This window comes from Microbacterium sp. NPDC064584 (assembly GCF_040687315.1).
Lineage (GTDB): Bacteria > Actinomycetota > Actinomycetes > Actinomycetales > Microbacteriaceae > Microbacterium > Microbacterium lacus.
The window spans coordinates 1-21,403 of record NZ_JBFBMZ010000003.1 but is presented as its reverse complement, the minus strand read 5'-3'; the positions used below and the strand labels follow the sequence as shown (position 1 = coordinate 21,403).

Annotated in this window: 22 protein-coding genes and 1 pseudogene; 14 read left to right on the top strand and 9 right to left on the bottom strand. The window is 69.6% G+C overall.

What is annotated here, in order from left to right; genetic code table 11:
* The first annotated feature begins 29 nt into the window (after positions 1 to 29).
* The 4 genes from AB0P18_RS06250 to AB0P18_RS06235 all read left to right on the top strand — a co-directional run bounded on the left by AB0P18_RS06250 (position 30) and on the right by AB0P18_RS06235 (position 2,081).
* The gene (locus tag AB0P18_RS06250) at positions 30 to 536 is read left to right on the top strand and encodes a DUF4190 domain-containing protein (protein ID WP_363359390.1); all 507 of its coding nucleotides are present in this window, start codon (positions 30 to 32) and stop codon (positions 534 to 536) included.
* 71 nt (positions 537 to 607) lie between these two features.
* A complete protein-coding gene (locus AB0P18_RS06245; protein WP_363359389.1) occupies positions 608 to 982 on the top strand; it encodes a DUF3099 domain-containing protein in 375 nt (124 codons plus the stop codon).
* Positions 979 to 1,224: a hypothetical protein gene (locus AB0P18_RS06240; protein WP_363359388.1), complete on the top strand. Its 246-nt coding sequence runs from the start codon at positions 979 to 981 to the stop codon at positions 1,222 to 1,224. Before AB0P18_RS06245 ends, AB0P18_RS06240 begins: the two co-directional genes overlap by 4 nt.
* Entirely contained in the window at positions 1,221 to 2,081 is an 861-nt protein-coding gene (locus tag AB0P18_RS06235; protein ID WP_363359387.1) for an SURF1 family protein, read from the top strand. Before AB0P18_RS06240 ends, AB0P18_RS06235 begins: the two co-directional genes overlap by 4 nt.
* Positions 2,082 to 2,090: 9 nt before the next feature.
* Here the strand turns inward: AB0P18_RS06235 and abc-f are convergent, their stop codons facing one another.
* On the bottom strand, positions 2,091 to 3,689 hold the full coding sequence (gene abc-f, locus AB0P18_RS06230; protein WP_363359386.1) for a ribosomal protection-like ABC-F family protein: 1,599 nt from the start codon (positions 3,687 to 3,689) through the stop codon (positions 2,091 to 2,093).
* 200 nt (positions 3,690 to 3,889) lie between these two features.
* Here abc-f and AB0P18_RS06225 point away from each other — a divergent pair, with 200 nt between their 5' ends.
* The 6 genes from AB0P18_RS06225 to AB0P18_RS06200 all read left to right on the top strand — a co-directional run bounded on the left by AB0P18_RS06225 (position 3,890) and on the right by AB0P18_RS06200 (position 9,546).
* On the top strand, positions 3,890 to 4,522 hold the full coding sequence (locus tag AB0P18_RS06225; protein ID WP_363359385.1) for a biotin transporter BioY: 633 nt from the start codon (positions 3,890 to 3,892) through the stop codon (positions 4,520 to 4,522).
* A 117-nt stretch (positions 4,523 to 4,639) separates the two neighbouring features.
* Positions 4,640 to 5,692, top strand: coding sequence for an iron-siderophore ABC transporter substrate-binding protein (locus AB0P18_RS06220; protein ID WP_363359384.1), 1,053 nt, complete (start codon positions 4,640 to 4,642; stop codon positions 5,690 to 5,692).
* A gap of 28 nt (positions 5,693 to 5,720) precedes the next feature.
* Positions 5,721 to 6,767 carry an iron ABC transporter permease gene (locus AB0P18_RS06215; protein ID WP_363359383.1) on the top strand — a complete coding sequence of 349 codons (1,047 nt, stop codon included), beginning with the start codon at positions 5,721 to 5,723 and terminating at the stop codon, positions 6,765 to 6,767.
* Positions 6,764 to 7,789, top strand: coding sequence for an iron chelate uptake ABC transporter family permease subunit (locus AB0P18_RS06210; protein WP_344053377.1), 1,026 nt, complete (start codon positions 6,764 to 6,766; stop codon positions 7,787 to 7,789). Before AB0P18_RS06215 ends, AB0P18_RS06210 begins: the two co-directional genes overlap by 4 nt.
* The gene (locus AB0P18_RS06205) at positions 7,786 to 8,595 is read left to right on the top strand and encodes an ABC transporter ATP-binding protein (protein ID WP_363359382.1); all 810 of its coding nucleotides are present in this window, start codon (positions 7,786 to 7,788) and stop codon (positions 8,593 to 8,595) included. The genes AB0P18_RS06210 and AB0P18_RS06205 overlap by 4 nt, the downstream gene beginning before the upstream one ends.
* Before the next feature lie 33 nt (positions 8,596 to 8,628).
* Positions 8,629 to 9,546: a siderophore-interacting protein gene (locus tag AB0P18_RS06200; RefSeq protein WP_363359381.1), complete on the top strand. Its 918-nt coding sequence runs from the start codon at positions 8,629 to 8,631 to the stop codon at positions 9,544 to 9,546.
* A 4-nt stretch (positions 9,547 to 9,550) separates the two neighbouring features.
* On the opposite strand, the gene AB0P18_RS06195 is transcribed toward AB0P18_RS06200, so the two are convergent.
* Genes AB0P18_RS06195 through sufB form a run of 7 tightly spaced genes read right to left on the bottom strand, consistent with a single transcriptional unit; the run spans position 9,551 to position 16,190 of the window.
* Positions 9,551 to 10,924 carry an MFS transporter gene (locus tag AB0P18_RS06195; RefSeq protein ID WP_363359380.1) on the bottom strand — a complete coding sequence of 458 codons (1,374 nt, stop codon included), beginning with the start codon at positions 10,922 to 10,924 and terminating at the stop codon, positions 9,551 to 9,553.
* On the bottom strand, positions 10,921 to 12,081 hold the full coding sequence (locus AB0P18_RS06190; RefSeq protein ID WP_363359379.1) for an aminotransferase class I/II-fold pyridoxal phosphate-dependent enzyme: 1,161 nt from the start codon (positions 12,079 to 12,081) through the stop codon (positions 10,921 to 10,923). Before AB0P18_RS06190 ends, AB0P18_RS06195 begins: the two co-directional genes overlap by 4 nt.
* Positions 12,082 to 12,139: 58 nt before the next feature.
* Positions 12,140 to 12,469: a metal-sulfur cluster assembly factor gene (locus AB0P18_RS06185; protein WP_344053367.1), complete on the bottom strand. Its 330-nt coding sequence runs from the start codon at positions 12,467 to 12,469 to the stop codon at positions 12,140 to 12,142.
* A 9-nt stretch (positions 12,470 to 12,478) separates the two neighbouring features.
* On the bottom strand, positions 12,479 to 13,249 hold the full coding sequence (gene sufC, locus AB0P18_RS06180; RefSeq protein WP_363359378.1) for a Fe-S cluster assembly ATPase SufC: 771 nt from the start codon (positions 13,247 to 13,249) through the stop codon (positions 12,479 to 12,481).
* A 14-nt stretch (positions 13,250 to 13,263) separates the two neighbouring features.
* Positions 13,264 to 13,590: a non-heme iron oxygenase ferredoxin subunit gene (locus AB0P18_RS06175; protein WP_344053363.1), complete on the bottom strand. Its 327-nt coding sequence runs from the start codon at positions 13,588 to 13,590 to the stop codon at positions 13,264 to 13,266.
* Positions 13,587 to 14,771 carry a Fe-S cluster assembly protein SufD gene (gene sufD, locus AB0P18_RS06170; RefSeq protein ID WP_363359377.1) on the bottom strand — a complete coding sequence of 395 codons (1,185 nt, stop codon included), beginning with the start codon at positions 14,769 to 14,771 and terminating at the stop codon, positions 13,587 to 13,589. Before sufD ends, AB0P18_RS06175 begins: the two co-directional genes overlap by 4 nt.
* Positions 14,772 to 16,190 carry a Fe-S cluster assembly protein SufB gene (gene sufB / locus AB0P18_RS06165; RefSeq protein WP_344053359.1) on the bottom strand — a complete coding sequence of 473 codons (1,419 nt, stop codon included), beginning with the start codon at positions 16,188 to 16,190 and terminating at the stop codon, positions 14,772 to 14,774.
* A gap of 252 nt (positions 16,191 to 16,442) precedes the next feature.
* Here sufB and AB0P18_RS06160 point away from each other — a divergent pair, with 252 nt between their 5' ends.
* The 3 genes from AB0P18_RS06160 (at position 16,443) to AB0P18_RS06150 (ending at position 19,578) form a co-directional block, all read left to right on the top strand.
* On the top strand, positions 16,443 to 17,432 hold the full coding sequence (locus AB0P18_RS06160) for a COX15/CtaA family protein (protein WP_344053357.1): 990 nt from the start codon (positions 16,443 to 16,445) through the stop codon (positions 17,430 to 17,432).
* Positions 17,433 to 17,553: 121 nt separating this feature from the next.
* Positions 17,554 to 17,973, top strand: a complete 420-nt coding sequence (locus AB0P18_RS06155; protein WP_344053355.1) for a dinucleotide-utilizing enzyme — start codon at positions 17,554 to 17,556, stop codon at positions 17,971 to 17,973.
* A 30-nt stretch (positions 17,974 to 18,003) separates the two neighbouring features.
* Positions 18,004 to 19,578: a cation:proton antiporter gene (locus AB0P18_RS06150; protein ID WP_363359376.1), complete on the top strand. Its 1,575-nt coding sequence runs from the start codon at positions 18,004 to 18,006 to the stop codon at positions 19,576 to 19,578.
* A gap of 7 nt (positions 19,579 to 19,585) precedes the next feature.
* Here AB0P18_RS06150 and AB0P18_RS06145 read toward each other — a convergent pair whose 3' ends face one another.
* Positions 19,586 to 20,503, bottom strand: a complete 918-nt coding sequence (locus tag AB0P18_RS06145) for a heme o synthase (RefSeq protein WP_344055819.1) — start codon at positions 20,501 to 20,503, stop codon at positions 19,586 to 19,588.
* Positions 20,504 to 20,747: 244 nt separating this feature from the next.
* Here AB0P18_RS06145 and AB0P18_RS06140 point away from each other — a divergent pair.
* Positions 20,748 to 21,403: pseudogene (locus tag AB0P18_RS06140) on the top strand (transketolase); the annotation flags it as partial.

Here is a 21,403-nt window from a genome sequence, read left to right as displayed (position 1 = left end):
CTGGGAGTGACCCGATGAAAGGCACGCCCGTGAGCGACACGAACCCCGACGGCACCACTCCCGGTCAGGCCGGCGTACCGCCCGTGCCGCCGGCGCCGAGCGCGGCACCCACCGCCCCGCCCGCCTACGTGCCCCAGGCTCCGCAGCCGCCCTCGTACGGCGCCGCGCCGGCATACGGCTCCGCTCCGGCGCCCTCCTACGGCACGGCCCCCGCCTACGGCCCCGGCGCCGGTTACGCACCCGCACCCTACGGTGCGTACGCCCCGGTGAAGACGAACACGCTCGCGGTCATCTCGATGATCGCCTCGATCGTCGGCTTCATCTGGATCCTTCCGTTCATCGGATCGCTGGGCGGCGTCATCATGGGGCACATCTCGCTGAAGCAGATCGCGACGTCCGGCGAGAAGGGCCGCGGCATGGCCCTGGCGGGACTGATCGTCGGCTACGTGGGTCTCGCGCTGTTCGTGATCGGCGTCATCGCGTTCTTCGCCTTCTTCGCGTTCGCCGCTTCGCAGGGTGTGCGCTACAGCAGCTGAGCCGAAATCGGCCCAGCGATCCGGGCTGAACCGGCCGACCCCCCTCGCAGCGGGCGTACCCTGGTCTCACCGTGAAGACCACGCCGAAGCCCCAGTCCGCGACATCGTTGCCGGAAGCACCGCGCGACGACGAACATCGTCGTTCCAGCCGCTATCTCGTGATGATGGGCATCCGCGTCGCGTGCTTCATCCTGATGGTCGTGGTGACGCCGTACAGCTGGTACACGTGGGTGTTCGCGGCCGGCGCGATCGTGATCCCGTACATCGCTGTCGTCGTGGCGAACGTCGGTCCGGACACCGCGCGCACCGAGGTGATCCGTCCCGAGCGGGCACTGCCGTCCGCCCCGACGCCGCAGCCGACGCCGAGCTCGGACGGGGCGCCGCCGGTTCTGCGCATCCAGGAGACCCGCTCGATCGACGAACGCCGCCCGGGCGCCCCGGAGTGACCGTCGCGCGCCCCGACGCGCGAGAGGTCGCACCCCGAGTAGACTGCTCACGAGCCGGCTGCCGGGAAGCGGCCCGATGGCGCGTGGAATGGCGCAACCCGCGGATCCACGCCGCGGACCGTCGCAAAGTCTGGGTCGCGTGCGACGAACACCGTGAGTTCTTGAGGGATTATCTCGCCGCGCGGGACTTCCCCGTCGCAGTCTTCCCTCTGGAGACCGGCGGAGCGGAGGTGCCGTCATGAGCGGGCGGCGGGATGCCGCTCCCGCGGCGGTGCGATGGACCGCGTACGTCGCCGTGGCGATCGTCTTCGCGATCGCGTGCGGCTTCCTGTCGAACTGGCAGTTCACCCGGAATGCCGACCGATCGGCGCAGCTGGAGCTCGTGGATCGCAACTACGACGCCGACCCCGTTCCGCTGGCCGAAGTGATTCCCGAGGGGGGCGCACTGGACCCCGCCGACGAGTGGCGCCCGGTCGCGCTCGAGGGCGAGTACCTCGCCGGACAGCAGCTGCTGGTCCGCAACCGGCCACACGGCGGGACCGCCGCGTTCGAAGTGCTCGTGCCGTTCCGCCTCGACGACGGCCGCGTGCTGCTGATCGACCGGGGCTGGGTCCGACCGGGTGAGTCTCAGCCGCTGCCCGACACCGTGCCCGCGCCCCCCGAGGGCGAGGTCACGGTCATCGCGCGGCTGCGGCCCGCCGAGGCGGTGCCCGCATCCGGGCGCTCGGCACCGGACGGGCAGGTCCCCTCGATCACGCCCGACCTCGTCGCCGCGCAGACCGGTCTGGACGGGGTGCTCGAGCGCAGCGCCTACGGCGTGATGGTGACCGAGGACCCGGCACCGGCGACGCGTCCGGAAGCACTCACGGCGCCGTCGGATGACCCCGGGCCCTACTTGTCGTACGCGATCCAGTGGATTCTCTTCGCCGTCATGGGCTTCGTCTTCATCGGCTATGTGATCCGCACCGAGCGGCGCCACCGGCGCGAGGATGCCGAAGACCGCGCGAAGGGCGTCGAGCCGCGTGAGCGGAAACCCGCCCGCCGGACGGACCGCGACATGGAGGAAGAGGACTCGATCCTGGACGGCGCCGGGCGCTGACGCACGACCTCATGCGAGCGAGATGAGCTCCTGGTACTCGCGGTTCCAGAGGTCCTCGACGCCGTCGGGGAGGATGAGCACCCGCTCCGGATTCAGCGCCTCCACGGCACCCTCGTCGTGCGAGACGAGCACAACCGCTCCCTCGTAGTGGGCGAGTGCCCCGAGGATCTCTTCCCGGGATGCCGGGTCGAGGTTGTTCGTGGGCTCGTCGAGCAGCAGCATGTTGGCAGAGGAGACCACGAGCGTCGCGAGCGACAGGCGCGTCTTCTCTCCGCCGGAGAGGACGCCGGCGGGCTTGAGCACATCGTCGCCGGTGAACAGGAACGAGCCGAGCACCTTCCGCGCCTCGGTCGCGCTGATGTCGGGAGCGGCGGACATCATGTTCTCGAGCACCGACCGCGAGACGTCGAGGTTCTCGTGCTCCTGCGCGTAGTACCCGATCTTCAGCCCGTGGCCGGGCTCGAGCTGCCCGGTGTCGGGCTGGTCGACGCCGGCGAGGATCCGCAGCAGCGTGGTCTTGCCGGCACCGTTCAGACCCAGCACGACGACTTTCGATCCGCGGTCGATCGCGAGGTCGACATCGGTGAAGATCTCGAGCGAGCCGTACGACTTGGACAGACCCGACGCCATGAGCGGCGTCTTGCCGCAGGGGGCGGGCTTGGGGAAGCGGAGCTTGGCGACCCGCTCGACCTGGCGCACGTCGTCCAGGCCGGACAGCATCTTCTCGGCGCGGGCCACCATCTGGTGCGCGGCCGCGGCCTTGGACGCCTTCGCGCCGAACCGGGCCGCCTGCAGCTGGAGCTGGGAGGCCTTCTTCTCGACGTTGACGCGCTCCTTCTTGCGGCGCTCCTCGTCGGCCACCCGCTGGCGCAGGTAGTTCTTCCAGTTCATGTTGTAGACGTCGATGACCTGGCGGTTCGCGTCGAGGTAGAAGACGCGGTTCACGGTCTCCCCCACGAGCTCGACATCGTGACTGATCACGATGAGCCCGCCCTTGTAGTTCTTCAGGAACTCGCGCAGCCACACGACGCTGTCCGCGTCGAGGTGGTTCGTCGGTTCATCCAGGATCATCGATTCCGCATCCGAGAAGAGGATGCGCGCGAGCTCGATCCGGCGGCGTTGGCCACCCGAGAGGGTCTTCAGCGGCTGGTCGAGGATGCGGTCCGGAAGCGACAGGTTGTGCGCGATCGACGCGGCCTCCGCCTCCGCGGTGTATCCGCCGAGCGCCTCGAATCGCTCGGTCAGACTGCTGTAGCGCTTCATCGCCTTCGCGGCGACAGCCGGGTCGTCGTCACCCATCTGCATCGACGCCTCGTGCATGCCGATCGCAAGGGTGCCGAGGCCGCGCGCGTCGAGGATGCGCGTACGAGCCAGCATCTCGGGATCGCCCGTCCGGGGGTCCTGCGGGAGATATCCGAGCTCTTCGGACCGGTCGACGCGGCCGGCAGCGGGCAGCAGGTCTCCCGCGAGGACCTTCGTCAGCGTCGTCTTGCCGGCGCCGTTGCGGCCGACGAGCCCGACCTTGTCGCCGTTGCTGACGCGGAACGAGACGTCCGCCATGAGCACGCGGGCGCCCACGCGGATCTCGAGGTCGTGCACGGCGAGCACAGCGAAGGTCCGTTTCGTCGAAGTGGAGGATGGCCGAGTGGCCGACATCCCAGTCTACCGGCCGCGAATACTGCACGACACCGACAAAGAGCGGGGCAGACATAGTGGACGGCATCCAAGAAGTGCCGCGATCGCTCCCCTACGCTGAAAATCAGCGGCCCGCGCCGCTTCCCACCGTCGTCCCCCCGCAGAGGAGCTCCATGTCCGTCGCCGCCATCCCCACCCGTCGCGTGCTCGCCGACGTCATCGCCCGCCCCTCCACCCGCGCGCGGGCGTTCGCTCTGGATGCCGCACTCGTGCTGACCGGGGCCGCGGTCGTCGCCGCGCTCGCCCAGGTCGAGATCCCGCTGTGGCCGGTCCCGATCACGGGCCAGACGCTCGGTGTCATCATCGTGGGCGCTTCGCTCGGCGCATGGCGCGGAGCCGCCGCTCTGACGACCTACATGGCTCTGGGCCTCGCCGGCCTGCCGATCTTCGCCGGGTTCACCGGCTCGCTCGCAGCGGTCGCCAAGCCCAGCTTCGGGTTCGTGATCGGCTTCATCGTCTCCGCTTTCGTCGCCGGATGGTTCGCCGAGCGCGCGTGGGATCGCCGCCCGCTCCTCGCGTTCGCCGGGTTCGCCCTGGCGAGCGCAGTCCCCTTCGTCTTCGGCATCCCGTACCTCGCGTACGTCCTGAACGTCGGGATGGGTCTGGACCTGACCTTCTGGCAGATCCTCGAGGCGGGGCTCTTCCCGTTCATCGTCGGCGGAATCGTGAAGGCGGCCCTCGCGGCGCTCATCGTCCCGGGCGCCTGGGCCCTGGTCCGGCGGATCGACGCCACCAAGCGGAGCTGATCCCGCGGGCGGATTCGGGTTCCGGGGTCCGGTTCGGTAATGTGCCGGGTAATGTAAGGCTTACCTAACAAGGCTTGCACCACACCCTGCCGACACCCGACTCATCCGGAGTATCCCGTGCCTCGCACCCGCATCGCCCCGTCATCCGCCAAGGTCGCCGCCGCGACGATCCTCACCGCCGCCACCGTTCTGCTGGTCACCGGCTGCGCGTCCGACACGAGCGGATCCTCCGCCGGAGGAACCGCGGCGGCAGAGGACGGCGCGTTCCCCGTCACGATCGACCACGCGTTCGGGCAGACCACGATCGAGTCGCAGCCCGAGCGTGTCGCCGCCGTCGCGTGGGGGAACCACGAGGTGCCGCTCGCGCTCGGCGTGGTCCCGGTCGGCATGAGCAAGGCGACATGGGGCGACGACGACGGCGACGGCGTGCTCCCGTGGGTGGAGGACCAGCTGACCGAGCTCGGTGCCGAGACCCCCGTCCTGTTCGACGAGACGGACGGGATCGATTTCGAGGCCGTGGCCGACACCGAGCCCGACGTCATCCTCGCCTCGTACTCGGGCCTGACACAGGAGGAGTACGACACGCTCTCCAAGATCGCGCCCGTCGTGGCCTACCCCGAGGTCGCGTGGGGAACGTCCTACCAGGACATGATCCGCATGAACTCCGCCGCGATCGGACTCTCCGAGGAAGGCGACGCGCTGATCGAGGACCTCGAGGCGCAGGTGCAGACCGCGCTGGATGCGAACGCCGAACTCGCCGACGCGAAGGTGCTCTTCTCGTATCTCGATCCGTCCGACCTCAGCCAGGTCGGCTTCTACACGAGCCTGGACACCCGTCCCGGGTTCCTGGCGAGCCTCGGTCTGCCCGAGCCCGAGATCGTGACCGAGGAGTCGGCGGGGACCGACCTGTTCTACGTGACCGTGAGCGCCGAGCAGGCCGACCGGTTCTCGGACGTCGACGTGTTCGTCACGTACGGCGATCCCGACGGCGCGATCATCGAGCAGCTGCAGGCCGACCCCCTGCTCTCGCAGATCCCCGCCATCGCCGAAGGGCGCATCGCGGTGCTCGAGAACTCGACTCCGCTCGCGGCATCGGCCAACCCCTCGCCGCTCTCGATCGGCTGGGGAATCGACGAGTACTTCGCCCTGCTCGCCGGCGCGCTGCGCTGATCCGCCGCACGATCGACGGAACGTCCGAGTGACCCTCGCCGCGACGCGTACACCGCTGCCGGATGCCGCTTCCCTGCGGCGCCCGGCGGCGGTGCGCGCCGCGTGGCTGGCGGCCGGCGCCGGCGTGCTGACGGTGCTGTGTGCGCTGTCCGTCGCGTTCGGCGTGCGCGAAGTGACGCTCGCGGACCTCATCGCGGGGCTGGGCGGCGGCGCGGACGGCATAGCCCAGGCAGCCGTCCAGGCCCGTATCCCCCGCACGGTGCTCGCCCTGCTCGTCGGCGCCGCCCTCGGGATGGCCGGCACCGGAATGCAGGCCGTCACACGCAACCCGCTCGCCGATCCCGGGATCCTGGGCGTCTCCGGCGGCGCCGCGCTCGCGGTGGTGTTCGGCATCGTCTTCTTCGGGATGTCGGATCCGGTGGCGTACATGGTCGTCGCGATCATCGGAGCGGCGGCCGCAGCGGTCTTCGTCTACGCGGTCGGGTCGCTCGGCCGCGGCGGCGCGACGCCGCTCAAACTCACCCTCGCCGGCGCGGCGATCTCAGCCGCGTTCGCGTCGCTCACCAGCGCGATCCTCCTCCCCCGCGTCGACGCGATGGAGACGTTCCGCTTCTGGCAGATCGGCGGTGTCGGAGGTGCGACGTGGGACCGGATCGGCCTCGTCCTGCCGGCCCTGGCCGCCGGCGCGCTCATCTGCGTGCTGTGCGCGAGGGGGATGAACTCGCTCGCCCTCGGCGACGACCTCGCCGCCGGGCTCGGCGAGAACGTGTTCCGCACCCGGCTGCTCGCCGCCGCGGGCGCGGTGATCCTGTGCGGCGCGGCGACCGCCGTCGCCGGTCCCATCGCGTTCGTCGGACTCGTGATCCCGCACATGTGCCGGCTTCTGGTCGGCACCGACCACCGCTGGCTGCTCCCGTTCACCGCGATCTCAGGCGCCGCGCTCCTGGTCGCGGCCGATGTCCTCGGCCGAATCGTGGCGCGCCCCGAGGAGATCGAGGTCGGCATCATCACCGCGTTCATCGGCGCGCCCCTGTTCATCTGGATCGTGCGTCGGCAGAGGGTGCGCGAGCTGTGACCGCGCTCACCGTCGCCGCCGGCATCCGTGCCCGCCGCCGCTCCCGCACGTTCGTGATCGCCACCCTCGCCGTGCTCCTGGTCGTGACGTTCGCGCTCACGCTGATGGTCGGACGATCCTTCTACACTCCCGTCGAGGTCTTCCGCGTCGTGCTCGGCGAGACGGTTCCGGGTGCGTCCTTCACGGTGGGCGAACTGCGCCTGCCACGCGCGACGATGGCGATCCTCGCGGGCTTCGCGTTCGGCATCGCGGGAACGACGTTCCAGACGCTGCTGCGCAATCCGCTCGCCTCCCCCGACATCATCGGGATCAGCTCCGGGGCGAGCCTTGCGGCCGTGTACGGGATCATCGTGCTGTCGCTGAACGAGACGGCGGTGTCCTTCCTCGCCCTCGCCGGAGCCCTCGTCACCGCCGCGGTGATCTACCTGCTCTCCCATCGCGGCGGATTCGCCGGCGCCCGCCTGATCCTCATCGGGATCGGTGTGGCGGCGATGCTGGACAGCGCGATCACGTATGTCCTCTCCCGCGCGGCCGCCTGGGACCTGCAGACGGCGATGCAGTGGCTCACCGGGAGTCTCAACGGCGCGACGTGGCAGGCCGTCCTGCCGCTCGCGATCGCGACCGCCGTCCTGGTCCCCCTCCTGCTCACGCAGGGACGCGGGCTCGGGATGCTGCGCCTGGGCGATGACTCGGCAGCGAGTCTCGGCGTCGAGGTGACGCGGACCCGGGTTCTGCTGATCATCGGCGCCGTCGCGCTCCTCGCGTTCGCGACGGCGGCGACGGGACCGATCGCGTTCGTCGCATTCATGGCCGGTCCCATCGCGGCGCGCGTCGTCGGCTCGGGCGGCTCCCTGCTCCTCCCCGCAGGATTCGTCGGAGCGCTTCTCGTGCTGCTCGCCGACCTGATCGGTCAGTTCGCCTTCGAGAACCGGTACCCGGTCGGGGTGATCACCGGCGTCCTGGGCGCGCCCTACCTGGTCTTCCTGCTCATCCGCATCAACCGCTCGGGAGCGTCGATATGACCGAACCGCATCGGCTTTCCGCCGAGTCCCTCTCCCTCGCCTACGGCGACCGGGTGATCGTCGACGGACTGGATCTGACGATCCCCTCCGGTGCGATCACCGCGATCGTCGGCGCGAACGGATGCGGCAAGTCCACGCTGCTGCGTGCGCTGGCCCGGCTGATCAGTCCCCGCTCGGGCCAGGTGATCCTGGACGGCAAGGCACTGCACGGCCGGCCGACGAAGGAGATCGCCCGTACGCTCGGTCTTCTGCCGCAGAGCCCCGTCGCGCCGGAGGGGATCGCCGTGGCCGATCTCGTGGGCCGCGGCCGGCACCCGCACCAGCGGATGCTCGCCCGTTCCACCGCCCACGACTACGACGTCGTCGCCCGGTCGCTGGCCGCCACCGGGATCACGGAATTCGCCGACCGCTCGGTGGACGAACTCTCCGGCGGCCAGCGTCAGCGGGTGTGGATCGCGATGGCGCTCGCGCAGGAGACGGACATCCTGCTGCTGGATGAACCGACGACGTTCCTCGACCTGACCCACCAGATCGAGGTGCTGGACCTGCTGACCGACCTCAATCGCGAGCAGGGAACGACCATCGTGATGGTCCTGCACGACATCAACCTCGCCGCGCGCTACGCGGATCATCTCTTCGCCCTCCGCGACGGACGCGTGGTCACCGGCGGGCGGCCGGCCGAGGTGCTTACGAGCGAACTCATCCGCGACGTGTTCGAGCTCGAGGCGCTCGTGGTGCCCGACCCCGTCTCCGGAACGCCGATGGTGCTCCCCCGCGGCCGCCATCACGTGATCAGCCCCGCCTGACCCCGCCGAACGCTCTCGACGAACGAGGAACCCATGACAGCCGTCGCCGCTCCCCCGGTCACGAATCGCTTCTTCCACGCCACGGTGACCGCCGTCACCGACCTCACGCCGAGCTTCCGCCGGTTCACCTTCACCGGTCCGGACCTGGCCGAGTACGGTGACCCGGGCTTCGACCAGCGCGTGAAGGTCGTCTTCCCCACCGTCGCCGCTCCGCTGGCCGCGATGCCGCTGGGTGAGGACTGGTACTTGCGCTGGCGCGACCTCCCGGAGGATGCCCGGCCGCCGTTCCGCACCTACACGACCCGGCGCGTGCGCCGGGAGGAGGCCCAGGTCGAGATCGACATGGTCGCGCACGACGTCCGTGGTCCGGCATCCGCCTGGATCGCCTCGGCGTCCGTCGGCGACGAGGTGCTGATCTTCGCGCCGACCACCGCGCACACGGGGGTGAGCTACGGGATCGATTTCGTACCGCCCGCACACGTGGACACGCTGCTCCTGGCCGGAGACGAGACGGCGGCGCCGGCGATCGCCGTCATCCTCGAGCAGCTTCCCCGCACGGCGACCGGAGTCGTGGTGATGGAGGTGCCGCACGAGCGGGATGCGGACTACCTGCCGGTGCATCCCGGCTTCGTCTACCACGTGCACGCCCGCGAAGACCGCGACAGGCACTCGCACCTGATCCCCGCCGTGGAGACCGTCGCGGACGCGCTCGTCCCCGCCGGGGCGGCCACCCCCGTGGAAGAGGTGGACATCGACGCCGGCATCCTGTGGGAGGTCCCGCGCACGGCGAAAGGCGGGGCCGCGCTCAAGCGTGCGCCGCTCTACGCGTGGCTCGCGGGCGAATCCGGCGCGATCAAAGCCCTCCGCCGACACCTGGTCGCCGAGCACGGTGTGGACCGGCGCGCGGTGGCCTTCATGGGCTACTGGCGGGACGGCCGCGCCGAGAACTGATCGGTCAGCGCCGCTCGCTCGCGTGTCCCAGCCGCAGGCCCGGGATCAGTCCGGCCAGGGCCAGCGCCGCGGCGACGGCGAACACCGCCGGGAACGCCGCCGACGTCCCCGCCAGCGCGACGAACGTGAGTCCCATCGCGGCGATCGCCGCCGACGCGCCGATCGCGTCCGAGATCGACAGCGCCGAGGAGTTGAAACCCTGGTTCTGCGGCGTCGAGTACGCGAGCGTGAGCACCGTCAGCCGGGGGTACATGAGCCCCATGCCGGCACCGGCGAGAGCCCATCCCGCGATCAGGACGACGGGGCTCAGGTGCCAGGCCGCCGTCGCCGCCGCGCTGAGCACCGCAGACAGCAGCAGCGTCGTCCCGATCAGGGTGATGCGGCGGTTGCCGATGCGGTCTCCGAAGCGGCCCTGCACATAGGCGGAAGCCGCCCAGAGGAGCGCCGCCGCGGTGAGCCCGAGCCCCGCCCAGGTCGGTGAGAAGTCGTAGTCGGCGATGAGGAGGTACGGCACGTAGATCTCCGCGCCGAAGAGCGCCCCCGCGATCAGGCCGCGCATGAGGATCACGCTCGGCAGACCTCGCCCCGACAGCAGCGTCCGCCGCGGCAGGAGCGGGCGGGCGGCGAGGGCGATCACGACGACGGATGCCGCGACCACGCCCGGCGCCCATCCAGCGGCCTCGCCCGCCAGGCTCAGACCGAGCGCCCCGAGCGCCAGCGCGACGGCACATGCCAGCCGCGCGGCGACGGCACGCCTGCCACCCTCGGACGGCTCGTCGGTGTGCAACGGGGTGTGGTGCAGGCGCAGTGCCACCATCGCGAAAGCGACGGCGGTCAGGACTGCGACGCCGAGGAAGACCCACCGCCAGTGCAGGTACTCGGCCACTGCGCCCGCGAGGAACGGTCCGATGAGGGAGGGGACGACCCAGGCGGCGGAGAACGCGGCGAAGACCCGGCCGTGCGTCGCGGGCGGATACACACGCGCCACGACGACGTACAGCGCGACGGTCTGTCCACCTGTCCCGAGACCCTGAACGAGGCGTCCCACGACGAGCATCGGCATCGTCGTGGCGAGCCCTGCGATCACGAGCCCGATCACGAACAGCGCGACGGACCCGTACAGCGGTCCGCGCGGCCCCGACCGATCGCTCCATGCCCCCGCCGCCACCATCCCGATCACGCTCGTCGCGAGGGTGCCCGCGAAGGCGACGGCATACAGGGCGTCTCCGTCCAGATCGGCGCTCACGACGGGCATGACCGTCGTGACGGCCAGCGCCTGCATCGCCGCGAGGAAGATGAGCGCGACGGCGCCGATCGTGACCCAGGCGTATTCGGGCGACCAGATGCTCGCGTCGGTTCGAGGGTGCACCCGGCTCACGCCGGCACGATCCCGGCGACGCGGCGGACAGCCTCCGTCAACACGTCGGGCGAGCACCCGAAGTTGATGCGCACGTGACCCGCGCCCTCGGCCCCGAAGAGCGGGCCGTGGTGCAGCGCCACCTTCGCCTGACGGCGGATGTGCGGAGACGGGTTCTCGCCCCACCCGTACGCCGACACGTCCACCCACGCGAGGAACCCGGCATCCGGAGCGTCGAAACGTGCGAGCGGAAGATGCTCCGCGAGCAGGTCGACCAGCAGCGCCCGATTCTGCCCGAGCGCCGCGAGCAGTGCGTCGAGCCACGCGTCGCTCTCGGGGGCGTAGGCGGCGACGTTCGCCAGCGCCCCGAAGAGGCCCGTACGCCACTCGACTTCGGCGGGCAGCGCGCGCAACGTGCGCGCCTGCGGTTCCGCGCCGGCGACCATCACGGCGCACTTGAGGCCCGCGAGGTTGTACGTCTTGCTCGCGCTCGTCACGGCGTACCCGACCTCGGCGGCGGTCGGCGAGGCGTCCAGGAACGGCACGAACGTGTGCCCGTCGTGCGCGAGCGGCCCGTGGATCTCGTCGCTGACGACGACGGCGCCGAATTCCGCCGCGAGGGCCGCGAGGGCCGACAGGCTCTCTCGGGAGTGCACGGTGCCGGTGGGGTTGTGCGGATTGCACAGAAGCACCGCGCGCGCGCCGTTCTGCAGAGCGCTGCGGATGCCGGGCAGATCGATCCGCCAGCCGCCGTCGACGCGCTCGAGGGGTACGCGTTCGACGACACCGCCTGCTTCCTCGACCGTATCGAAGAAGGGCGGGTAGACCGGCGTCATCACGACGACGCGCTCCCCCGGCGCGATGACCCTCCGCAGGATCTCGACGACGCCCATCATCACATCGCCTGTCCAGAACACGTGGTCCGGGTCGACCTCCCAGCCGAACCGGCGGCGGGAGAACTTCACGAAGGCTTCGCGGATGCCGGGGTCCGGCGGCGTGTATCCGGTGTCGCCGCGTCGAACGGCCTCCGCGAGGACGCGCGTGATCTCCGGTGCCAGCTCGTAGTCCAGTTCGGCCACGAAGAGCGGCAGCACATCGGCGGGATACTTCCGCCATTTCGTGCTGGACCGCTGCCTCAGCTCGTCGAGGGAAAGGGCCTGGAGGGGGGTGACGCTCACTCCTCCGAGCCTACCGAGCACAGCGCGGACGGCCCGTTGGCGTGTCAGAAACCGACACTCAGATGGCGAATCCGAGCGCGCGCATCATGTCGCGCCCGTCGTCGGTGATGCGCTCAGGACCCCACGGCGGCATCCACACCCAATTGATGCGGAATCGCTCCACGACCTCGTCCAAAGCCTGCGCGGTCTGCTCCTCGAGAACGTCGGTGAGGGGGCATCCGGCACTCGTGAGCGTCATGTGGATGACAAGGGCATCGTTCTCGTCATCCCAGCTCAGGTCGTAGATGAGCCCCAGGTCGACGACGTTGATCCCCAGCTCGGGGTCCATGACGTCCTTGAGGGCTTCCTGGACCTCGTCGTACTTCTCGGGTGCGAGCGTCGCGGTCATGCTCGAAGCCTACGCTTCACCCTCGAGGACGGGCTCGATGAAGCGGTCGTAGCCCTCGTCCTCCAGGCGGTCGGCGAGCTCGGAGCCGCCCTCCTCGACGATGCGGCCGGCGACCATGACGTGGACGAAGTCCGGGCGGATGTAGCGGAGGATGCGCGTGTAGTGCGTGATGAGCAGGACACCGAGGTCGGTGCTCTCCTTGGCCCGGTTGACGCCCTCGGAGACGATCTTGAGCGCATCCACGTCCAGACCCGAGTCCGTCTCGTCGAGGACGGCGATCTGCGGCTGCAGCAGCTCGAGCTGCAGGATCTCGTGGCGCTTCTTCTCGCCGCCGGAGAACCCCTCGTTCACGTTGCGCTGAGCGAACTTCGGGTCCATGCGCAGGTTCTTCATGGACTGCTTGACGTCCTTGGTCCAGGTGCGGATCGCGGGCGCTTCGCCGTCGATCGCCGTCTTGGCCGTGCGGAGGAAGTTCGTCACGGTCACGCCCGGGACCTCGACGGGGTACTGCATCGCGAGGAAGAGTCCCGCGCGGGCGCGCTCGTCCACGCTCATCGCGAGGACGTCCTCACCGTCGAACGTGATCGACCCGGAGGTGACGGTGTACTTGGGGTGGCCGGCGATCGTGTACGCCAGCGTGGACTTGCCGGAGCCGTTGGGACCCATGATCGCGTGGGTCTCGCCCTTGCGGATCGTGAGGGTGACACCGTTGAGGATGGGCGTGGTTCCGGCATCCGTCTCGACCGTCACGTGGAGGTCGCGGATCTCGAGGACTGACATGCAGGCTTCTTCCTTCAGACTTCTTTTTTCACGGCAGGGTCGATGAGCACATCGTCGCCGTCGATGGTGACCGCGAAGACCGGGACCGGCTCGTACGCGGGGAGGTTCAGGGGGCGCCCCGAGAGGAGCGAGAACGCCGAGCCGTGCGCCCAGCATTCGATCGTGTCGCCGTCGACGAAGCCCTCGGCGAGCGAGATGTCACCGTGGGTGCAGACGTCGCCGATCGCGTGAACCTCGTCATTGGAGTCGCGCACGACGCAGATCGCGACGCCATCGACCTCGACGCGCAGGGCCGAGTCCTGTTCGAGCTCACTCAGGGCGCAGACACGGGTCGCGGTCACGAGGCCGCTCCTTCCTGGAGTTCTCGCTCGATGGCCTGGTGCAGCTCGGCCTCGAGCTCGGGGATGCCGATGCGCTGGACGATGTCGCTGAGGAAGCCCAGCACGACGAGTCGCCGTGCTTCGTCCTCGCGGATTCCGCGCGACTGGAGGTAGAAGAGCTGCTCATCGTCGAAGCGTCCGGTCGCGCTGGCGTGGCCCGCGCCCCGGATGTCGCCGGTCTCGATCTCGAGGTTCGGGATCGAATCCGCGCGCGCACCGTCGGTCAGCACGAGGTTGCGGTTCGCCTCGTAGGAATCGGTGCCGACGGCGTCGGGGCCGATCAGCACGTCGCCGATCCAGACGCTGCGCGCACCCTCGCCCTGCAGTGCCCCCTTGTAGAGAACGTCACCGCTCGTCTCGGCGCCCTTGTGGTGCAGGTACACCTGGCTCTCCAGGTGCTGCCCGGCGTCGGAGTAACTCAGGCCGTACAGTTCACCGCGTGAGCCGGTACCGGCCAGTTCGACGCTGGGGTTCACCCGCACGACGCCGCCGCCGAAGCTGACCACGATGTGCCGCAGCGTGGCGTCGCGATCGACGCGCGCCTGATGCGCGGACAGGTGCACGGCGTCGTCGTCCCACTGCTGGACGGAGACGACCTCCAGGTGGGCACCGTCACGGACGATGATCTCGACGTTCTGCGCGTGCTGAGCAGTCCCGGAATGGCGGAGGACGACCGTGCCGCGCGAGTGCGGCATCGCTTCGAGGATCACATGCGCGTGCGCCACGCCGCCGGTGCCGACCAGATCGATCACGACGGGCTCGCCCAGCTCGACGTCGGCCGGAATCCGCAGCAGCGGGGCCTCCTCCTCGTGCGACCACGCGATCGCGCTCGGGCGGTCCTCGGGGACGAAGACCTCACCACGAGGAGCGTCTGCCTTGCGCAGGACGAGCTGCTTGACGGCGTCGGGCGCGGAGACCGACACCTCGACCACACCGTGGGGACCCGCCTCGTCGGCGAACAGCGCGCCGATCCGATCGGTCGGGGTGTGCTTCCAGTTCACCTCACGACCCGTGGGGACCGGGAAGTCGGCCGGGTCGGTGGACGTGGGGCGTTCCGAACGCGTCTGGATCGGAACCCAGCGTCCGTCGGTGTGCGCGGTGGAACCGGGCACCACGGGGGGCGCCTGCGTCGTGGCCGTCATCTAGCCGACCGATCCTTCCATGCCCATCTCGATGAGCTTGTTGAGCTCCATGGCGTACTCCATGGGCAGTTCGCGGGCGATCGGCTCGATGAATCCGCGCACGATCATCGCCATGGCCTCGTCCTCGGGCAGGCCTCGGCTCATGAGGTAGAACAGCTGTTCCTCACTGACCTTCGAGACGGTGGCCTCGTGCCCGAGTTGCACGTCGTCGACGCGGATGTCGATCGCCGGGTACGTGTCCGATCGGGAGATCGTGTCGACCAGGAGCGCATCGCAGCGCACGGTGTTGGCCGAGTGGTGCGCGTTCGCGTCCACCCGCACCTCGCCGCGATACCCGGCCCGGCCACCACCGCGGGCGATCGACTTGGAGACGATCGAGGACTGCGTGTACGGCGCCATGTGGATCATCTTGGCGCCGGCGTCCTGGTGCTGACCGGGACCGGCGAACGCGACGGACAGGGTCTCGCCCTTCGCGTGCTCGCCGACCAGGAAGATGGACGGGTACTTCATCGTGACCTTCGAGCCGATGTTGCCGTCGATCCACTCCATCGTCGCGCCCTCGTGCGCCACGGCCCGCTTGGTGACGAGGTTGTACACGTTGTTCGACCAGTTCTGGATCGTCGTGTACCGGACGCGGGCGTTCTTCTTCACGATGATCTCGACGACGGCCGAGTGCAGCGAGTCGCTCTTGTAGATCGGCGCGGTGCATCCTTCGATGTAATGCACGTAGGAGCCTTCGTCGGCGATGATGAGCGTCCGCTCGAACTGGCCCATGTTCTCGGTGTTGATCCGGAAGTAGGCCTGCAGCGGGATCTCGACGTGCACGCCCGGGGGCACGTACACGAACGATCCGCCCGACCACACCGCGGTGTTGAGCGCCGCGAACTTGTTGTCGCCCGCGGGGATCACCGTGCCGAAGTACTCCTCGAAGAACTCCGGGTGCTCGCGCAGCGCGGTGTCGGTGTCCATGAAGATGACACCCTGCGCCTCGAGCTGCTCGTTGATCTGGTGGTAGACGACTTCGGACTCGTACTGCGCGGCCACACCGGCGACGAGGCGCTGACGCTCCGCCTCCGGGATGCCGAGCCGCTCGTACGTGTTGCGGATCTCCTCGGGAAGCTCCTCCCAGGAGCCCGCCTGCTTCTCGGTCGAGCGCACGAAGTACTTGATGTTGTCGAAGTCGATCTCGCTGAGGTCGGCACCCCACGTCGGCATCGGCTTGCGTCCGAACAGCTGGTAGCCCTTCAGGCGCGTGTTGAGCATCCACTCGGGCTCGCTCTTGAGCGCGGAGATACCGCGCACCACGGATTCGTTGATTCCGCGCTGGGCGACGGCGCCTGCGGCGTCCTCGTCGTGCCAGCCGAACTCGTACTGGCCCAGGCTCGCAAGCTCCGGGCGGTCGATCAGGACATCCGACATCGTCACACTCTCCTCCGGGCCACAACGGTGTCATCCGCCCCGGCATTCCTTGTCCTCCGAGGGAGTTCCCGGAGAGGATGCCGCTTGGTGGGCCCAATCACTGGCGCCGTCCTGCGCGCCTACACTTGTCGGTGATGCGATGCGCGACGCGCGGCATCCGACCCGTTGATTCTACAGGGTTCCCGCCTCCCTCCGGATGGCAGGCCCCTTCCCCGGCACCCCCCGGAGCGCATTCCCAGGAGGCGAGGCCCCGTGGCCCACGACCCGATCCCCCCCGCCCGTCGCGGTCCGCTGGCGCGCGTGCGCGATCGGCTTCCGTCACGCGTCGATCGGCGCGTGAAGATCGCGGCGTGGGCGACGCTGGTCGTGCAGATCGGGATCGTGGGCACGGGTGGCCTGGTGCGACTCACCGGCTCGGGTCTCGGCTGCCCCACGTGGCCACGCTGCACCCCGGAATCCTTCGTGAACACGCCCGAGATGGGCATTCACGGCGTGATCGAGTTCGGCAACCGCGTCTTGACGTTCGTGCTGGTCGCGGTCGCGATCGTGACGTTCCTGTTCGTGGTGCGCATGCGCCGCGAGCGTCGCGATCTGTTCTGGCTCGCCCTGGTGATCGGTCTGTACGTCCCCGTGCAGGCGATCATCGGCGGCATCACGGTGCTCACGAACCTCAACCCCTATGTCGTCGGCCTGCACTACTTCGCCTCCGTCGTGCTCGTCGCCCTCGCCGCGGTGTTCGTCGCCCGGGTCTACGCGCAGCCCGGTCCTCGTGTACGCGCGGTGCCGACGTGGTTCGCGCGTCTGAGCTGGTTCACGAGCATCCTGGTCGCCGTCACCGTCGTCGTGGGCATCCTCGTGACCGGATCGGGACCGCACGCCGGTGACGGCGGAGCGGCGCGCAACGGGCTGGACCCCGAATTCATGCAGCACGTGCATTCCTGGCCCGCGTATGCCCTCCTGGCCGCGACGGTCCTTCTGCTGGCGGGAGCGTGGCGTACCGACCCCGATCTCAGGCTTCGACTGTGGGTCGGACTCCTGCTCGGAGTCGAGATCGCCCAGATCGTCGTGGGGCTGTGGCAGGCGCGCACGGGCCTGCCCATCGTCCTGGTGAACATCCACATGGTCCTCGCCGTCCTCCTCGTCGCCGCCATGACCGCCGTCCTGATGCACATGAACCGCCCCGCAGGGTTCGTCCAGGAGGACCGGGCGTACGCTGGATCCATCGCGTCCGCCGGCCGCTGACGGCTCTCGCCGAGGCGTCGCATTCATAGCGGGTTCATCGGTTCCGCATACGTTCGACTCCGGCCCAGGGGCCAGGCTGTCCCGGGTCCGCACATCATCCACGTCAGATCAGGAGATCTCCATGTCCGTTCGTCCCAGCCTCATCCGCAGCATCCCGTTCTGGCTGCTCCTGGTCGGATCCCTCGCCGTCGTCGCGTTCGGCGCGTGGCTGACCGTCAGCACGCTCGGCACGATGTCGACGGCCCTGACCGCCGGGACCGCCACTCCGGTCGACGTGTACGTCGGCCAGGTCTGGGCGATCGTGGGCGGCATCCTGATCGCCACCGGCATCGTGGGTCTCGCGCTCACCCTCGTCGTCGCGGTCGTCCGCTCCTTCGTGCCCGTGACCGACGTCGAGATCATCGAGGCCATGGACTGGTCCGCCGATGACGAGCCCGTCGCCGACGTCACGCCCGCCGAGCAGCCGACGACGGTCGCGCAGCCCACGATCGCGGACGAGCCGGTCGTCGGCGAGCCCGTCACCGCAGAGCCCAAGAACTGATCTCGGCGCGCCGGGCCCGATACTGGCTGAATGGACCCGGTCGCGACGATCAGCTGGATCGTCCTCTTCGTCATCGCCACCGTCGCGGTCACCGGGGTCGTCGGCCGACTCGGGTGGTCCGCGCCGGTCGCCCTGGTGATCGTCGGCGGGGCGGTCTCGTTCATCCCCGCCGTCCCGCCCGTGCAGGTGCAGCCCGAGCTCATCCTGTACGGCATACTCCCGCCGCTGCTGTTCGCGGCGGCGATCCGCACGTCCGTCATCGACGTCCGAGCCCGTCGGGACAGCATCCTGCTGCTCTCGGTCGGGCTCGTGGCGTTCACGGTCGTCGCGGTCGGCTTCGCGGCCTTCGCCCTCGTCCCGTCGATCACGCTCGCGGCGGCGTTCGCGCTCGCAGCCGTGATCGCCCCCACCGACGCGATCGCCGTCACCGCGATCGCCGGGAAGCTCGGCCTGCCGCGCCGCGTGGTGACGATCCTCGAGGGCGAGAGCCTGCTGAACGATGCGACCGCGCTCGTCGCCCTGAACGCAGCGATCGCCGCGATCGTCAGCGTCGTCTCGCCCGTCCAGGTCGGCCTCGACTTCGCGATCGCGGTGCTCGTCGGCGGCGGGGTGGGTCTCCTGGCGGGGTTCACCGTGTCGTGGGTGCGTGCGCGGTTGCATTCGCCCGTGCTGGACACGAGCCTGACGCTGGTCACCCCGTTCGCGGCGTTCCTGCTCGGCGACGTGCTGCACGGGTCGGGAGTGCTCGCCGTCGTGATCGCGGGACTGTATCTCGGCTATCGCGCTCCCGCCGTCTCCTCAGCCGAAGCGCGCGTGGCGGAGCGGCTGAACTGGCGGACGATCCAGTTCCTGCTCGAGAACGCGGTGTTCCTGTTCATCGGGCTGAATCTCCGATCGATCCTCGAGGGAGCGGTGAGTGCCGGACCCGGCTTCTGGCACACGGTCCTCATCTGCCTCGGCATCCTGCTCGCGCTCGTCGCGTCGCGCTTCGCGTGGGTGATGGGCACGACACTGCTCTACCGCAAGGGGCCGCGGCGTCTGCGCGAGCGCGCGTGGGCATGGGGCAACGGGGTGGCGGTCGCCTCCGCCGGCGTGCGCGGTGTCGTGACGCTGGCCGCCGTGTTCCTGCTGCCGCCCGAGACCCCGCTGCGGGAGTATCTGCAGTTCCTCGCATTCGTCGTGGTCGTCGCGAGCCTCCTCGGCGGTCTCCTGCTCCCGTCGATCATCCGCGCCCTCCACCTGCCCAAGCCCAGCTTCGCCCAGGAGCTCAACGAGCGCCGCTTGCTGATGGTGGAGGCACGGCAGGCCGGCATCGACGTCCTCGAGCGGGCGCCGGTCACCCCCGACGAGGAACGGGTCGTGGATCTGCTGCGCGCCGACGCCGGGTTCCTCGGGGAGACGCTCGACGCGTACGGGCTGGACGAGTCCGTGGCGCACCTGGAGGCGAAGTTCCGCCTGCGCAGCGCCATGCTCGAAGCCGAGCGCGCCGCCGTGCTCGCCGCGCGCAAGGAGGGCAGGTATCAGGAACCGGCGATCATCGCGGCTCTGCAGGCCATCGACGCCGAGGAGACCGCGCTGCGCGCCCAGTTCCCGCGCGAGAACTGACCGCGGCTCAGAACGGCAGCAGCGGATCGACGGCGATCGCGACGAACAGCAGCGTGAGGTACGTGATCGACGCGTGGAAGACCCGCATCGGGCGCGGCTCGGTGCCGCGCACCGCGCGCGTGTAGAGGCGGTGCGATTCGTAGATGAACCACCCGCCGAACACGACCGCCGACACGGTGTAGACGAGCCCCATCCCGGCCACCGGGACCAGCAGCAGCGAGCAGGCGACCGTGGCCCACGCGTACAGGATGACCTGCAGACCCACCTGCGAACCGTTGCGCGTGGCGCCCAGCATCGGCACGTCCACCTCGTCGTACTGATCCTTGTACTTCATCGAGAGGGGCCAATAGTGCGGCGGCGTCCACAGGAACACGAGCACGAACAGGATGACCGGCGGCCACGCGAGCGACCCGGTCACCGCGGTCCAGCCGATCAGCACCGGGAAGCACCCCGCGATTCCGCCCCAGACGATGTTCTGCTCGGTACGTCGCTTGAGGATCATCGTGTAGATCACGACGTAGAAGAAGATGGCCGCAGCCGACAGGCCCGCCGCGAGGAGATTCGTCGTGAGGGCGAGCCAGATCGTGGATGCCGCCGCCAGCGTCCACGCGAAGACGAGCGCGCCGCGCGGCGAGACCTCGCCCGTGACGAGCGGACGCCCGGCGGTGCGCTGCATGTGGGCGTCGATGTCCCGATCGAGGTACATGTTGAACGCGGCGGCGGATCCCGCGCTCAGGGATCCCCCGAGGACCGTCGCGAGCACGAGCCACACGTTCGGGAAGCCGCCCTCAGCGAGGATCATGACCGGGACCGTCGTCACGAGCAGAAGCTCGAGGACCCGGGGCTTGGTCAGGGCGATGTACGCCCGGATCGTTCGGCCGAGGGAGGACGGACGTACGGCGCGGGCAGACGTGCCCGCAGTCATCGTGGTGTCCATCACTCCCCGCTCGACCGCCTGGAACAGCCTTTCGAGTCTACGTCATCCGGCACCCACTCCCGCCCGCGCCAGGGCCCCGCGCACCATCGTCATACGGTGTCAACCGTCCTCGGACGATCGGCACCACTCGCTATGCTGAGACCACACGCGCGCCCAGCGCCGGCGACTCCTCCGCCTTCTGCGACGAGGTCGGCACACCCCAGGGTGCACTCCCTCTGAGAAAGGCGGCCCGGTGTCGGAACTGCGTTGGGATGAAATCGATCGGCGCGCGGTGGACACCGCTCGCGTGCTGGCGGCGGACGCTGTGGAGAAGGTCGGCAACGGTCACCCGGGGACGGCGATGAGCCTCGCCCCGGCCGCCTACCTGCTCTACCAGCGCGTGCTGCGGCACGACCCGAACGACGTGCATTGGCCCGGGCGCGACCGGTTCATCCTCTCGGCCGGTCACTCGTCGCTCACGCAGTACGTGCAGTTGTACCTCGGTGGCTTCGGGCTCGAGCTGGACGATCTCAAGGCGCTGCGCACGTGGGGCTCCAAGACCCCCGGACACCCCGAGTTCGGGCACACCGACGGCGTGGAGATCACGACTGGCCCGCTCGGTCAGGGTCTGGCCTCGTCGGTCGGTTTCGCGTACGCCGCGCGCTACGAGCGCGGGCTCTTCGACCCGGAGACCCCCGCGGGCCAGTCGCCGTTCGACCACTTCGTGTACGTGATCGCCGGCGACGGCGACCTGCAAGAAGGCGTGACGTCGGAGGCGTCGAGCCTTGCGGGGCACCAGAGCCTCGGCAACCTCATCGCGATCTACGACTCGAACCAGATCTCGATCGAGGACGACACGAACGTCGCCTTCACCGAGGACGTCGCGAAGCGCTACGAGGCGTACGGGTG